The sequence below is a fragment of the Peribacillus frigoritolerans genome, assembly GCF_001636405.1.
Classification (GTDB): domain Bacteria; phylum Bacillota; class Bacilli; order Bacillales; family DSM-1321; genus Peribacillus; species Peribacillus frigoritolerans.
Window position 1 is genome coordinate 4,578,225 of the sequence record NZ_KV440950.1, and the last position, 13,558, is coordinate 4,591,782.

The window sequence follows — 13,558 nt, forward strand, 5'->3', positions numbered from 1 at the left end:
TTTTAGCGGAAGTTAACAAGGAGGATTATTAATGACTCAAACATATAACTCTACCATAAGTGAAAATGGCACAGAAGCGAAATCCATCCAGCTTGAGATGTTATCGAAGGAATTCGAAGGCCGTCTCGATATGGAAAAGTTCAAAAAGCGTTTTACAAAATGGCTTGATCGCAAAAGTGACTCAACCGAAGAACAGGCATCAAAAAAACTGATTCAGCTCGCTCTTGAAGGCGTGGATATCGATGCTCCGGATTGGACTTTCGTTGCTGCAGCAGAACTATTGAATACAATGTATAGGGATGCACAAGCCAATCGAGGTTATGAAGGCAAGAGTTATGGCCCATTCTATGAGCTGATCACAGAACTCTCCCAGCTATCGGAAGGTCAGCGTTATCCCATTTATAAACCAGAACTGCTATCTTCATATACAAAAGCGGAAATTGAGGAATTGGGGTCGGTGATCGACCCGGAAAAAGATAAATTATTCTCTTACATAGGCATCTACTTATTGAATGACCGTTATCTGGCCCGCCCAAAAAAGGACAAGGTCTTCGAACTGCCGCAAGAACGTTTCATGATCATCGCGATGGAAATCATGCGAATGGAAAAAACGGAGCACCGCCTGCAACTGATAAAAGAAGCATACTGGGCCATGTCCAACCTTTATATGACCGTTGCGACTCCTACACTCTCCAATGCAGGTAAAACACATGGACAGTTAAGCTCCTGCTTTATCGACGCAATTGAAGATTCCATTGACGGAATTTACCTATCAAACTACGATGCGGCAAAAGTATCTAAATTCGGCGGCGGTGTCGGTCTTTACGTAGGTAAGGTTCGCTCGCTTGGTTCCGATATCCGCGGTTTCTCTGGAAACAGTTCCGGCACGACGCCCTGGATTCGACTATTCAACCAGACAGCTGTAAGTGTCGATCAATTGGGTCAACGTAAAGGTGCCATCGCGATTTACTTGGATGCCTGGCATAAAGATATCATGAGCTTCCTCGATTTGAAGACTCAAAACGGGGATGACCGATTAAAAGCACATGATATTTTTACAGGTGTATGCATACCGGATTTATTCATGGAGGCTGTACGCGACAGAAAAGAATGGTATCTTTTCGATCCGCATACCGTTAAGCAAACCCTTGGATTTTCACTTGAAGATCTTTATGACGAAAAGAAAGGCGAAGGAAGCTTCAGGAATCATTATGCACTTGCTGTCGAGGCCGCAGAAAATGGCACGCTTCCAAACTATAGCTTTGAAAAAATCAATGCGATGGACATCATGAAAAGCATCATGATTTCTCAATTAGAAGAAGGCGTACCGTATATGTTCTACCGCGATGAAGTGAATCGGAAGAATCCGAATAAACATAAAGGTATGATTTATTGTTCTAACCTTTGCACGGAGATTGCCCAAAACCTAAGCCCTTCGACGATCACGGATGAATATGAAACAGAAGATGGAGATGTTGTTGTGGTTCGTAAAAGCGGGGATTTCGTTGTCTGCAACCTTTCGTCCATTAACTTGCCCCGAGCGGTGGCCAGCGATGTTCTGGAAAGATTGATTCCCATTCAGATCCGTATGCTGGACAATGTCATTGATGTGAATAATCTTCCTGTCAAACAAGCATCCATCTCGAACAAACGGTACCGGGCAATTGGTTTAGGAACGTTTGGATGGCATCATTTACTTGCCACACAGAATATTTATTGGGAATCCGATGAGGCTGTTCACTATGCAGATGCTTTATACGAAAAGATCGCTTACTTAACTATCAAGGCATCCAACGAATTGGCCAAGGAAAAAGGATCTTACCCATATTTTGAAGGTTCTGATTGGCATACAGGGGACTATTTCGAACTGCGTGACTATACAGATCAAAAATGGCTGGAATTAAAAGCAGACGTGCAGGAGCACGGTACCCGTAATGGCTATTTAATGGCGATTGCCCCCAATTCATCGACAGCCAAAATCGGTAATTCCACGGATGGAATCGATCCTTTGTATGAAATTGAATTTTACGAAGAAAAGAAAAACTTCAAATTCAAGGTGACCGCACCAGGCTTGACGCCAAATACGTATGAATATTATAAAAAGACGCGATTCAATTTGGATCAACTGGAAAGCATCAGACAGAACGCAGCCCGCCAACGCCATATTGACCAAGCAATCAGCTTTAATCTGTATGTTCACAATACAATCAAAGCGAAGGTCCTGTTGGATATCCATTTAACGGCATGGGAAAGCGGGTTGAAATCAACGTATTATGTTCGTTCGACGTCTTCCGAATATGACAATGCCTGCGAAAGCTGTTCAAGTTAATGTCAATCATGACCCAGTAATCTATTCTTAAAGGAGTTTTCCCGAATGACCAATCATATAAAAAAAATTCGGATGCTCGAACCGACGCATCCAACAAAGGCAACCGGTGTTTTCAAAGGAGAAGCTTCAGGCTTCCTCCTTTGGAACGATATACAGTATGAAAAATTCTATGATACCTATACACAGCTCATCAATAACTTTTGGAAGCCTTCGAGCGTGAACATGATTCAGGATAAAAAGCAGTGGGGCGAATTGGATGAAGATATCCAGGACGCTTTTCTCGATATCCTTACGATGATTGCCGGAATGGACAGTCTTCAAACGCCCACTTTAGTAGAAATCCTTCGGTACATCAAAGATCCGGCGGCAAAAGCTATCCTGGCCAACATGGCCCAGCAGGAATCGATCCATAATGAGTCTTATTCCTATATCCTTGCTTCCTTGATTCCAGTAGGCAAGCAAAAACAGCTTTTCGACCGCATCAAAGAACATCCTGAAGTGATTAAGCGTAACCAACCGATCGTTGATGCTTATCAAACGTTCGTGGACGACCCCAGCCCTCAGCATTTATTCAAGGCACTGATCCATTCAACGAACCTTGAAGGGATTTATTTCTATCTGGCTTTCGCCTTTTATTATAATCTAGGACGCCAAAATTTAATGACCGGTTCAGCTACGATGATATCCTATATTCATCGTGATGAAATGGTCCATTTCGATTTCATTGGCATGCTCGTTCAAATCTTGATGTATGAATATCCTGAGTTAAATAATGAAGAAAACACGAAGTTCATCTATACAACGATTGAAAAGGCAGTCGAACTCGAAAAGGAATGGTCTGAATATATGCTCGAAGATATCCAAACGAAAGCCGATCTCGATTTGGAAGAATTCAATGAGTACATCGAATATATCGCCAACAAACGGTTACGGATGCTAGGCCTTGAAAACTTGTATAAAGAGTATGGCGAGAACCCGATGCCATGGATCAAAACGTTCGATGATGAATCCATCGGCCTTACCAAAACCGATTTCTTCGAACAGAAGTCAAGGACTTACAGTCAAGTAAATGCCAGCAATGGGTTCGATGAGCTGTAAAATTGCCATTGTCTATCATTCTGCCGGCGGCAATACAAAAGCGCTTGCCGAAGCCCTCGCTGCCCTTTTACCTGAGGCTTTTCTATATCGAATGAATGAATTCGATTTACGTACATTGCCGGATTACGATGCCTTGATCGTCGGCACCTATACATGGGGCAATGGGGAGCTTCCCGCTAAATCAGCTGCCTTTTATAAAGAACTGGAACAGTTGCCTATTGCTCGCCTGAAAACGGGAGTCTTCGGCACTGGCGAAACCAACTATAATCATTTTTGTGGGGCGGTCGATCAGTTCCGGGACATGCTATTTGCCAAGAGCCAGTTATTGGTGACATTGAAGATAGAACAGATGTATCAAGAATCAGACCTGCACAGACTTCAAAAGTTCGCCTCGCTATTCCAGAACTGACTGAAAGGGGATATGCGTTTTCGCATATCCCCTTTCAGTGTTTTTTTAAAAACTCGGCTCCCTTAATCATAGCAACGGTAAGCATGAAGTATAATGGAAGAAAAAAGAAGATGATATCCATTGACTGAGAATATAACCCAGTTCCTGCCTGTCCTTTTCATGCTAGTGCTTGTCGCATTCGTTATATTCATCGTATTTTTCCTGTCAGGGCATTTTAATCGTACTAAACGGATCGAAGAAAAATTGGACAAAGCATTAAAGGAAATCGCCGAAAAAAAGGAAAAATAAAAAGACTCCAAAATCGGAGTCTTTTTTTTATATGCGTTCAATTATTTTTGAACGTTAGCAGCTTGTGGTCCACGAGCGCCTTGCTCGATTTCGAAAGAAACTTCTTGGCCTTCTTCAAGCGTTTTGAAGCCTTCACCTTGGATAGCTGAGAAATGTACGAATACATCGTCTTGGCCTTCAACTTCGATGAAACCGAAACCTTTTTCTGCGTTAAACCATTTTACTTTACCTTGTACCATGATAGTTCCTCCTGTGTTTGGAAAAATCCATTTTATTACTATTTTTGGTTCTGGATAATGTTTCAAGAGGAATCCTATTACAGTAAATCCTTCTATCAAACTTTTCCGAACAAAAATAATTACTCATATTATATCATGGAAAATCCTAAAAAAACAAGATTATCGCCGTAAATCAACCGACAAATTATCCTAAAATTCTACATATTCCTCTTCTTGCTTTGTCGGAAGCCTTCGTCCAATAAGTAGCGCTCCGCCTCAACCGGACTTTCGAAACATTCCTCAAGATTCGACCCTGAATAAACATTCCAAAGCAGGTCTTCCTTTTGAAGTGTAAGCTCTTGCTTTTCAGGGCCAATCCATGCCCCTTCCAACCTAGCGAACTCGTTTTCCTCTTCTTCGATTTCAGCCGGGGGTTCAGATAAGTAATCCACGCTTCTTTGGATCAATTCTTTTAATTCGGCTTCATTATAGTCACGTATATTGATAAACCCTTTACGGTCAGTGTCTTTTTTTCTCATATGCCCTGCGTAAACGAACCCATTTCCATTGGGATGCAAGTGCTGAACGACGATCTTTTTCTCCTGGACGCTACCTGGATAATGGAAGTTCACACGTCCCAATGAAACGTCTTTTCGCTGTAATTCCGGAAAAGTTTCAATGATGCTCAATTTTTCTTCAAATGTTAACAAATTTCTTCCTCATTTCATTAGTTCATATTGTTTGTCGATTATAACACAGACTGATTAGAAACAATAATCCCCCTCTTCCATTATAATGTAATGAAAAGGAGTGATAGGATTTGATCATGAGAATTCGGGACCTGGAATCAGACTATGGCCAGCAGCTATTTAAACTGCAGAAAGAAGCCTATAAGGTGGAAGCGGAAATGATCGGTTTTGCCGATATACCTCCTCTATTGGAAACATATGAACAATTCATACATTGCCATGAAACGTTTTTATGCTATTTAAAGGGTGATGCCTTAGCTGGTGCCATATCTTTTACTAAAGAGAATGGCCAAATGCTAATTTGCCGAATGGTCGTCCATCCTGATTATTTTCGGCAGGGTATTGCGGACGCATTGTTGCATGCTCTTCAATTACATGTCGACTGGGAAAAAATTTCCGTTTCGACCGGTAAAATGAACCTTCCAGCACGAAACCTTTACGAAAAAAACGGATTCACCCATAAAGAGGACGTAGAAGCCGCACCTCGCCTATCCATAAGCATTTACGAAAAACAGCATTCATTTTATGTATGTCACGATAAAAAGCATAATGAATGAAATGACAATGATTACGGCAACCCATAGCCAGGCCAATGTCATATTCCCGGAGTCCATGGCGATATAAATTGCTGTCGGTATGGTTTGTGTCTGTCCGGGAATGTTTCCGGCAAACATGAGTGTGGCCCCGAATTCCCCCAACGCACGCGCAGAACTCAAGATGGTACCTGTGACGATCGATTTGACCGCCAATGGGAGGGTTACAAACAGGAATAACCTCCACTCCCCGGCCCCGTCAACCCTTGCTGCATTTTCAATTTCTTCATCTATACCTTCAAAGCCCGTTTTAGCGGATTGGTACATTAGCGGAAAAGCTACCACGGTAGATGCAATGACCGCAGCCCACCAGGTGAACATCAAGGGCTGGTCAAAAACCCTTTCAATGAATTGTCCCGGCAGTCCATTCTTGCCAAAAATCACGATCAATAAAAAACCAATGACGGACGGCGGCAAAACAAGCGGCAATAAAAACGCTGTTTCCAACAGGACTCTTCCCCTGAATTGCTTTTTAGCCATCATTCGCGCAAGGAAAATTCCTAAAATGAAAACAAGGATACCCGCTAGTCCCGCTACTTGTATCGATAGCCTGACTGGTGACCAAAAATCCCCTGTCATGATACTTCTGCACCACTATTAAATATCGGCATATGCAGGTCCTTATTCGGTTTCATTACCCAAACCGTTTCTTTTTCATTAAAGGCAGATTTCATTTCATTTTCTCCCTTTCCTTTTAAATAACATTTAAGTTTATTTTTCTTGACATCTTGCTGACACAAAGAAACGTTAAAGTAAGAGTATCACAAATATAAAAATTATTTCATTCCAATAAACTTGAAAACTTTGAAGGAGTCGATTTTAATGGTAACAATTTATACTACTCCAAGCAGTTTAGCCTGTCGTAAAGCAAAAGCTTGGCTTAAGAAGAACGAAATTTCCTTTAATGAACGTAACCTATATTCCCAACCTCTTTCCATAGAAGAAATAAAAGAGATTTTACGTAAAACGGAAGGCGGGACAGATGAAATCATCTCAACCCGTTCCAAAAAATTCAAAAGCCTCAATATCGATATAAATAATACACCGCTTAATGATCTTTGCAAACTTATTCAAGATAACCCGGATTTACTTCGCCGGCCAATCATTTTCGATCATAAGAACTTGCATGCAGGATATAATGAAGAGGAAATGGGACGCTTCCTTCCAAGGAAGGTCCGTCATGTACAATTATGGCGGGCAATCAGCCAATTAGCTTAATTAGTTAGCATTCTGCATAATAAGAGGGTTGTCCATTCCCAGGACAACCCTTTTTTATATTTGATCCGCATTTTCTATGACAATCGTGAAGATGGTGCCTTGTTCATTGCTATCCTTAAGCACAAGATCTCCCTTTTGCGCTTTTGCGAGCATCTTACTGAATGGCAGTCCCAAACCTAAACCGCGTACCTTTAACTTTTTGTTTTCGCCTCGATAAAATGGTTCGAACACATATTGTTGTTCATGCTTTGGAATCCCCCGCCCGCTGTCCAGAACATCAATGCAGATTCGTTCTTCATCCTTTTCATATAGATGAATCGCTATTTTGCCTTTGCCGTCAAGTGCATGTCTGGCATTATTCAAAAGGTTAATGACGATTTGCTGCATTCGCAAAGAATCAATTTGACCAAAGACCGGTTCATCAGGAACGTTTATCTCCAAAGCGAACGCTTGATCATCATCTTGGGTCACCTGCCAGCGATAAGCGATTTCCTTGATGAATATATTGATATTCTCTTTTTGCAACCGGATTTTAAAAGCGCCTGCCGATATGGCATTATAATTGAGTAAATCCTCTATCATACCTTGTAAACGCTGAGTTTCCTTTAATGAAATATCGAGGAATTCCTTACTTTGCTCTCCCTTGACGACATCATCTTTCACCGCTTGTATCAGTCCGCTAATGGAAGTGACTGGCGTTTTCAAATCATGGGTTACGCCCGCGAGCAATTCCGCCCGCAACTTCTCCATGACCTTCAATCGATTGGTCATTTCCTTAAATGATTCTATCAGTTCATAGATTTCTTCTTCCTTGATTTCCTCTTCCTCTTTGAAATGGATATCATAGTTGCCTTCACGAACCTGGACCGCGGCGTTAGCTACGTCTTGGATGGGGCGCGAAATCTGCCTGGAAAGAAAATAAATGACGCCCGTTCCGAGAATCAGAAGTCCTCCAATCATTATCGCCAACAAACCATGATCTTGGTTGATTTCCTTCAATGCCCCTTCTTCCTGGGCAATGACCACCCAGCCTCTCGTCTCATCATTGAACGTAATGGGGGATTTGACGACATATACTTTGTTGTCGGAAATCTTGACCTTCTGGACCAACTCCGTATTTTTCATGATGACGTCCGGGAGTTTATTTTCATCCGGATCGATATACAACTGCGGCATCGTATATATGATGGTGGCATCGGGATCGACGATATAGATGATTGGCTGTTGATTCAGATGGAGGATTTTCTCCCGTTCCTCAACAATTTCCGAAAGGATCGGGCCAACGACAATCTGGCCATTTTCCTTTATCGCCCGATCGGATGTTTCATCCGCTAAGTACTTTAGAAGGCTGAGCCTATATTCCAAAGCCGTTTTTTCCATCCACCATAAGGAAAAAACAGACAATAATATCAAACCGGAAATCAAGGTCAATACGTATCTCTTTGTCCAATAGCGTTGTAAAGTGGTTCTTTTTTTAGTTTTCATAGACACTCAATTGATACCCCAATCCACGCAATGTTTTTATTTCCCCCTCAGTTACCGGCCATGCATCTATCGCCTTCCTGATACGTTTGATCGCCAGGTCCACCGCACGGTCACTGCCGTCATAATCCATGCCCCACACCTGGTCGAGCAGCTGTTCCCTCGTGAAAATTTGATTAGGGTGCTTAGCGAAAAAAACGAGAAGAGACAAATCACGCGGCGTCAAGTTTATCTCTTCCCCATTCAAATGCACCATATATGACAGATCATCGATGATTAAACTCCCAAACTCGTGTACATGACCATCTTCCGTAACAACCGATGATGATCTTCTTAAAACGGCATGCACCCGGGCCACGACTTCTTCAGCAACGAAGGGTTTGGAGATGTAATCATCCGCACCTGACTTAAATCCCGATAATCTGTAATCGACATCTGTCAGTGCAGTCAACATGATAACCGGACATGTATCGTCCTCCCGAATTTCCTTCAATATATCCCAGCCTTCCTTACCCGGCAACATGACATCAAGCAGGACAAGGTCTGGCTTCGTTTCTTCAAACACCGGAATGGCCTTTAGCCCATCGTAAACTTGGACTACATCGAAACCTTCCCGCTCCAAATATGCTTTCAATACCATCGATATGGCAATTTCATCTTCTACTACAAGAATTTTCTTCATATATGGATTCCTCCTTCCTGAATTATAGTGGAATTATTTTGTATATGCTATTTATAAAAAAACACCAAGCCTTTTCCCTCGATTTTACCCTTTTTATGTGTCAGGATTATGTTCGCAGTAATATTAACCGGTGTTTTCACTTCGTAACTTTGTATAAGTGATCTCGATTCATTTTAACAGGAATGCCGCTATGTGATCGTAAAAATCATACAGAAAAACCATGAGCTCCTCATTACACTCTAAAGAGGCTGGCTCTAAACTGAGCCAGCCTTTTCAATTACATGTCTCGTGTGGATTTGGACAGCCCGCTTCCTGCCTTTCCACTTGGATCGTACTATGTTCAATTCCAAACTGATCATGAAGTAGTTTTTGCGCTTCTGCTAAAACTGAATCGTGATTACCGTTCTCATCTATGACAACATGGCAGCTCATTGTCAAAAAACCAGAAGTGATCGTCCAGATATGGAGATCATGGACATCGGATACACCGTCCAATTTTACCAGGGATGCTTTCACTTCATCCATATCGACTTGATCTGGTGTGCCCTCCATCAAGATATGGAAAGAATCCCTTACTACCCTAAAACCGCTGATAATAATTAAAATCGCGACTATGACGCTCGCAATCGGATCTGCAATTCCCCAATCGAAAAAATAAATCAAGAGTGCGGCCGCAATGGCACCCACAGATCCAAGCATATCACCAATGACATGTAAAAAAGCACTTCGCACATTCAGATTGTCTTCCTTATCTCCGCTCATTAAAATCCAGGCGGCAATGACATTAACAAGTAAGCCGATAATTGAAATCATTAGCATTCCCATGCTTTGAACCTCAGGAGGATCCAGGAACCTCTTAATTGCCTCAAAGAAAATGAATACGGATATGACGATCAATGTCAATCCATTCAAGCAAGCAGCAATGATCTCAAACCGTTTATACCCAAACGATTTGGACGATGTCGATTTCCTTTCCCCCAACCTTATCGCTGTATAACTAAGCCCTAATGCTGCCGCATCGCTAAGCATGTGACCTGCATCCGACAGTAAAGCCAGACTATTTGTCAAGAATCCCCCAATGACCTCTACTATCATAAATGTGGAGATTAATAAGAAAGATGCCAACAATGCTTTTTTATTGTTAGAATGGTGGTGTCCGTGCCCATGATCATGGGAGTGACCATGATGATGTCCCATGCCATCCCTCCTCTCGATTTGAAACTTATATATAGTATGGGATAAATCCAGATTGGTTTCAAATGATTCACTTCAGGGATTCACTGGCTGCAAAAAGAGCGATCAAACGGGCAGGAAGTGATTTTTTACTAAAAATAAAAATCGGACTTCAACCAATTCAAAGTAAAAATAAACGCTACAGACATTTCCTGCAGCGTTTTCCCCGTTTATTTTTCCTCTTGCATCGTATCATCGACAATGGCATACAGATCCTTATTAAACAATTCATCATTACAGACAAGACTATGCCGTTCCATCTCTTCCTGCTCTTGAATTACCTGTTCATTTTCCTTCATGACCTACCTCCAGCTTCATATTGTTTGCCTATTAGCGTATCCGCAGGCATGTACCTTTATGCTCAACATTTCCCCAACCTTCATCTTTTATAAACGTCTTAGGCCTGCTGCCCGCCATGGAAGGCACGTATAATGAATTCACGCTCTGGAACTTGTAAGCTTTGGTACGATGATAGGAACGATGTATTATCATAGGCCACTTTTTCAAGCTTTACCTGAATACCCGCATTTTCAATTGAAACAATGGCATAAGGAGCAACTGGTTCACCATTACAGCCAAGAGAACCAGGGTTCAGGAATATCGTTCGGTCATTTTTATAAAGGTGGATAGGATGATGATGTCCGAATCCTATTAAATCGTGATGCTGATCTTTGAAAAGCATTTCCAAGTTATTTAAACTCGGTTCAACGATTTTACTATATGGATTTTGGCTTATGTGCTCATCCAATTTCTTCGATTCCATGTGATAATGGGTGAAGTAAACGGAGTGATCATTAATGATATGATGTATGGTTCGAGGCAATTTTTCCAATTCATTTATGAATTTCCGCTGCATCCTTTCAGCTATCCATTCATGATGCTCCTTAACATGAATATGACCGTCCGGATGCGGCTCCCCGTTAATGATGGCCAGGACAGCTTCATCATGATTTCCAGTTATCATCGTTAAATCATTTCTTGAAAATAAAAGTTCAAGGACTTCATTTGTATCCGGGCCAATCCCAACCATATCTCCCAAACAATAGAGACGATCTATTTTTTCCCTTTGATCAATATCCCTAAGGACGGCTTTTAACGCTGAAGCATTACCATGCACATCCGTTATAATGGCAACTTTCATGACTTAATTCAGCTCCCTTCCTCCACAATCCACATGGTATATTATAACATTCAAAACGAAATCAAAAAAATATTCGGGCTTAATCCCTTGGTTTGCCCACGCCCATTTTTTATGAATAAGCAAACACTTCGGCCTAGAATACATAGTATGAAGTATTCCCGGTAAAGATGTTTTGCTAGGTATGTTATTCATAATATATATGAGGAGGAAATCAAATGGGTGGAAATGGTAACGAATGTTGTGGCGTCGGTTTCGATAACGGATTCGCATTGCTGATCGTATTATTCATCTTGCTGATCATCATTGGATGCAGTTGGGGATTCGGCGGCGGCTTCGGCGGATGCTGCTAATAATGACATAAATCAAAAAGGCGCCTGATCATGGCGCCTTTTTTGTAATGGATTGACTTTTTAGTTTTTGTTTTTACTATTCCAAAGAGGCTTTCCCTCTTCAAACTTTTTTTACATAATATTAGGAAGGATCTATAAACTTTTAGATGTTTCTTCTAGGCATGAACGTTTGGCAAATTAGGTACCTTCCGCACTCAAATCATAAAAGGGGCAGAGAGCCTGCTCAATCCATCCTCCATTTGTTTTTTCGCATCTTTCATCATGCCATCAAGTAATTCCTTTACCGTGGGTATATCGTCAATCAATCCGGCAACCTGGCCGCTGTTCATAAAACCATTGGTAACATCCCCGTTCATCGCTCCATTAATATGATGGACTTCAGAGGTCATTTCACGATAATTCACAGGAGACAGACCCTGCTTCTCCAGATCCAGCACTTTCTCGGTATATGGGTCCTTCAATACCCTTCTGACCTGTCCAAATGATCTGCCCAAAATTACTGTATCATTGCCCATCGCTTCGATTATTTTCTGCTTATATGATGGATGGAACGGTGCTTCTTGTGTAGCAATCAGCCTGGTTCCCAATTGGACGCCTGAAGCCCCCAGCATCAATGCAGCTGCCAATCCCTGCCCATTGCCTATTCCGCCAGCGGCCAGAACGGGAAGCGTCACATGCTTGCTGATTTGCGGAATGAGTGTAAACGTCGTCATTTCCAGGTTCGAGTTGATGCCGGCGGCTTCAAACCCTTCCGCGACCAGCACATCTGCCCCTGCATCTTGCGCTTTTTGTGCGTGCTTGACTGACGCAACGATGGCAATCACTTTTATATTCTTTTTTTGCAATAGTGGAATGAAAGGGGCAGGATTACCTGCAGATAAGGAAACTACAGGTATATCATGCTTCAGGACAAGATTCACTAACTCATCTGTATATGGACTAACGTTTATTGGAATGTTCAACGCAAAATTGTAATTGGTTTTATCTTTGGTTTCGAGAATGATGGCTTCTACCTGTTCAGGGGTCATGGTGCCGCACCCTATTGTTCCCAGGCCCCCTGCATTGGATACTGCAGCCGCAAGACTTGCATTGCTTATATTCCCCATGCCGCCTTGAATAATTGGATATTTTATCTCAAAAAGTTCACAAATATATTTCACTTTCATCCCTCCCAGTCAATTTAATGTTATACTATATTCATTAGAAAAACAATTCTGACTTTTTGAAAAAAGGAGCGAGACTATGATTATTCCGTACAATAATAAAAAACCATCCATTGATGATACCGTTTTCGTGGCACCCGGTGCTCATTTAATCGGCGATGTTTCGATTGGGAAAGACTCGACCATTTGGTTTAATTCCGTACTGCGCGGTGATGAAGATTCAATTACAATAGGAGAAAAATGCAGTATTCAGGATAACTCCACCATTCATTTATTTGAAGGATGCCCGGTTGTCATTGAAGATGAAGTGACGGTCGGTCACAATGTCATCCTGCATGGCTGTAAAATAGGTAAACGCTCCATTATCGGTATGGGATCAACGATATTGGATAATGTAGAGATCGGCGAAGAATGCATCGTCGGAGCGAACACATTGATTTCCTCTGGCAAAATCATACCTCCACGTTCACTGGTCATTGGTTCCCCAGGGAAAGTGGTTCGCAGATTGAATGATAAAGATCTTGAATTAATCCAACTTTCCATCGATACATATGTTCAAAAAGGGAAAGACTTCAAAGGGATACTCGATTAATTATTGCAAGGAA

General features: G+C 41.8%; 17 protein-coding genes. 8 read left to right on the plus strand and 9 right to left on the minus strand.

The annotated features are described in order from the left end of the window. Positions 1-31: 31 nt before the first annotated feature. From A6755_RS21610 to A6755_RS27275, 4 genes are all read left to right on the plus strand, one after another. Positions 32-2,329 (plus strand): ribonucleoside-diphosphate reductase subunit alpha, encoded by a 2,298-nt coding sequence (locus A6755_RS21610; protein ID WP_084738036.1) that lies wholly within the window; start codon positions 32-34, stop codon positions 2,327-2,329. Between the two features lie 45 nt (positions 2,330-2,374). Continuing rightward, positions 2,375-3,427, plus strand: coding sequence for a ribonucleotide-diphosphate reductase subunit beta (locus A6755_RS21615; RefSeq protein WP_063591916.1), 1,053 nt, complete (start codon positions 2,375-2,377; stop codon positions 3,425-3,427). Beyond that, entirely contained in the window at positions 3,417-3,836 is a 420-nt protein-coding gene (locus A6755_RS21620) for a flavodoxin domain-containing protein (RefSeq protein WP_063591917.1), read from the plus strand. Before A6755_RS21615 ends, A6755_RS21620 begins: the two co-directional genes overlap by 11 nt. A gap of 120 nt (positions 3,837-3,956) precedes the next feature. Continuing rightward, positions 3,957-4,124, plus strand: coding sequence for a hypothetical protein (locus A6755_RS27275; RefSeq protein WP_174878755.1), 168 nt, complete (start codon positions 3,957-3,959; stop codon positions 4,122-4,124). 41 nt (positions 4,125-4,165) lie between these two features. Here A6755_RS27275 and A6755_RS21625 read toward each other — a convergent pair whose 3' ends face one another. Beyond that, a complete protein-coding gene (locus A6755_RS21625; protein WP_028393295.1) occupies positions 4,166-4,363 on the minus strand; it encodes a cold-shock protein in 198 nt (65 codons plus the stop codon). 197 nt (positions 4,364-4,560) lie between these two features. Further along, positions 4,561-5,052 carry a hypothetical protein gene (locus A6755_RS21630; protein ID WP_063591918.1) on the minus strand — a complete coding sequence of 164 codons (492 nt, stop codon included), beginning with the start codon at positions 5,050-5,052 and terminating at the stop codon, positions 4,561-4,563. Positions 5,053-5,168: 116 nt separating this feature from the next. Between A6755_RS21630 and A6755_RS21635 the strand changes: the two genes are divergently transcribed. Continuing rightward, a complete protein-coding gene (locus A6755_RS21635) occupies positions 5,169-5,648 on the plus strand; it encodes a GNAT family N-acetyltransferase (protein WP_063592656.1) in 480 nt (159 codons plus the stop codon). Here A6755_RS21635 and modB read toward each other — a convergent pair. Beyond that, complete coding sequence (gene modB, locus A6755_RS21640) at positions 5,610-6,263, minus strand: molybdate ABC transporter permease subunit (RefSeq protein WP_034314873.1); 654 nt, start codon at positions 6,261-6,263, stop codon at positions 5,610-5,612. The two genes, A6755_RS21635 and modB, sit on opposite strands and share 39 nt — an antisense overlap. A gap of 243 nt (positions 6,264-6,506) precedes the next feature. Between modB and spx the strand changes: the two genes are divergently transcribed. Further along, complete coding sequence (gene spx, locus A6755_RS21645; protein WP_034314875.1) at positions 6,507-6,902, plus strand: transcriptional regulator Spx; 396 nt, start codon at positions 6,507-6,509, stop codon at positions 6,900-6,902. Between the two features lie 54 nt (positions 6,903-6,956). Here spx and A6755_RS21650 read toward each other — a convergent pair whose 3' ends face one another. The 5 genes from A6755_RS21650 to A6755_RS21665 all read right to left on the minus strand — a co-directional run bounded on the left by A6755_RS21650 (position 6,957) and on the right by A6755_RS21665 (position 11,440). Then, complete coding sequence (locus tag A6755_RS21650) at positions 6,957-8,387, minus strand: HAMP domain-containing sensor histidine kinase (protein ID WP_241637007.1); 1,431 nt, start codon at positions 8,385-8,387, stop codon at positions 6,957-6,959. Beyond that, positions 8,377-9,066, minus strand: a complete 690-nt coding sequence (locus A6755_RS21655) for a response regulator transcription factor (RefSeq protein WP_034314880.1) — start codon at positions 9,064-9,066, stop codon at positions 8,377-8,379. Before A6755_RS21655 ends, A6755_RS21650 begins: the two co-directional genes overlap by 11 nt. Before the next feature lie 273 nt (positions 9,067-9,339). After that, on the minus strand, positions 9,340-10,263 hold the full coding sequence (locus A6755_RS21660; RefSeq protein WP_034314883.1) for a cation diffusion facilitator family transporter: 924 nt from the start codon (positions 10,261-10,263) through the stop codon (positions 9,340-9,342). Positions 10,264-10,469: 206 nt separating this feature from the next. Further along, positions 10,470-10,598 (minus strand): hypothetical protein, encoded by a 129-nt coding sequence (locus A6755_RS28015; protein ID WP_255256801.1) that lies wholly within the window; start codon positions 10,596-10,598, stop codon positions 10,470-10,472. 98 nt (positions 10,599-10,696) lie between these two features. Beyond that, positions 10,697-11,440: a metallophosphoesterase family protein gene (locus A6755_RS21665; RefSeq protein ID WP_063591920.1), complete on the minus strand. Its 744-nt coding sequence runs from the start codon at positions 11,438-11,440 to the stop codon at positions 10,697-10,699. Between the two features lie 215 nt (positions 11,441-11,655). Here A6755_RS21665 and A6755_RS21670 point away from each other — a divergent pair, with 215 nt between their 5' ends. Further along, positions 11,656-11,790: a YjcZ family sporulation protein gene (locus A6755_RS21670; protein WP_063591921.1), complete on the plus strand. Its 135-nt coding sequence runs from the start codon at positions 11,656-11,658 to the stop codon at positions 11,788-11,790. A 194-nt stretch (positions 11,791-11,984) separates the two neighbouring features. Here the strand turns inward: A6755_RS21670 and A6755_RS21675 are convergent, their stop codons facing one another. Continuing rightward, positions 11,985-12,950 (minus strand): NAD(P)H-dependent flavin oxidoreductase, encoded by a 966-nt coding sequence (locus tag A6755_RS21675; protein WP_134402171.1) that lies wholly within the window; start codon positions 12,948-12,950, stop codon positions 11,985-11,987. An 82-nt stretch (positions 12,951-13,032) separates the two neighbouring features. Here A6755_RS21675 and A6755_RS21680 point away from each other — a divergent pair, with 82 nt between their 5' ends. Continuing rightward, positions 13,033-13,545, plus strand: coding sequence for a gamma carbonic anhydrase family protein (locus A6755_RS21680; protein WP_034314889.1), 513 nt, complete (start codon positions 13,033-13,035; stop codon positions 13,543-13,545). The last annotated feature ends 13 nt before the right edge of the window (positions 13,546-13,558 follow it).

What these genes read in the sequence shown, in the direction of transcription:
- A6755_RS21610 (WP_084738036.1), top strand. Translation starts at nt 32, where the DNA reads ATGACTCAAACATATAACTCTACCATAAGTGAAAATGGCACAGAAGCG.
- A6755_RS21615 (WP_063591916.1), top strand. Translation starts at nt 2,375, where the DNA reads ATGACCAATCATATAAAAAAAATTCGGATGCTCGAACCGACGCATCCA.
- A6755_RS21620 (WP_063591917.1), top strand. Translation starts at nt 3,417, where the DNA reads ATGAGCTGTAAAATTGCCATTGTCTATCATTCTGCCGGCGGCAATACA.
- A6755_RS21625 (WP_028393295.1), bottom strand. Translation starts at nt 4,363, where the DNA reads ATGGTACAAGGTAAAGTAAAATGGTTTAACGCAGAAAAAGGTTTCGGT.
- A6755_RS21635 (WP_063592656.1), top strand. Translation starts at nt 5,169, where the DNA reads ATGAGAATTCGGGACCTGGAATCAGACTATGGCCAGCAGCTATTTAAA.
- modB (WP_034314873.1), bottom strand. Translation starts at nt 6,263, where the DNA reads ATGACAGGGGATTTTTGGTCACCAGTCAGGCTATCGATACAAGTAGCG.
- spx (WP_034314875.1), top strand. Translation starts at nt 6,507, where the DNA reads ATGGTAACAATTTATACTACTCCAAGCAGTTTAGCCTGTCGTAAAGCA.
- A6755_RS21650 (WP_241637007.1), bottom strand. Translation starts at nt 8,387, where the DNA reads ATGAAAACTAAAAAAAGAACCACTTTACAACGCTATTGGACAAAGAGA.
- A6755_RS21655 (WP_034314880.1), bottom strand. Translation starts at nt 9,066, where the DNA reads ATGAAGAAAATTCTTGTAGTAGAAGATGAAATTGCCATATCGATGGTA.
- A6755_RS21660 (WP_034314883.1), bottom strand. Translation starts at nt 10,263, where the DNA reads ATGGGACATCATCATGGTCACTCCCATGATCATGGGCACGGACACCAC.
- A6755_RS28015 (WP_255256801.1), bottom strand. Translation starts at nt 10,598, where the DNA reads ATGAAGGAAAATGAACAGGTAATTCAAGAGCAGGAAGAGATGGAACGG.
- A6755_RS21665 (WP_063591920.1), bottom strand. Translation starts at nt 11,440, where the DNA reads ATGAAAGTTGCCATTATAACGGATGTGCATGGTAATGCTTCAGCGTTA.
- A6755_RS21670 (WP_063591921.1), top strand. Translation starts at nt 11,656, where the DNA reads ATGGGTGGAAATGGTAACGAATGTTGTGGCGTCGGTTTCGATAACGGA.
- A6755_RS21680 (WP_034314889.1), top strand. Translation starts at nt 13,033, where the DNA reads ATGATTATTCCGTACAATAATAAAAAACCATCCATTGATGATACCGTT.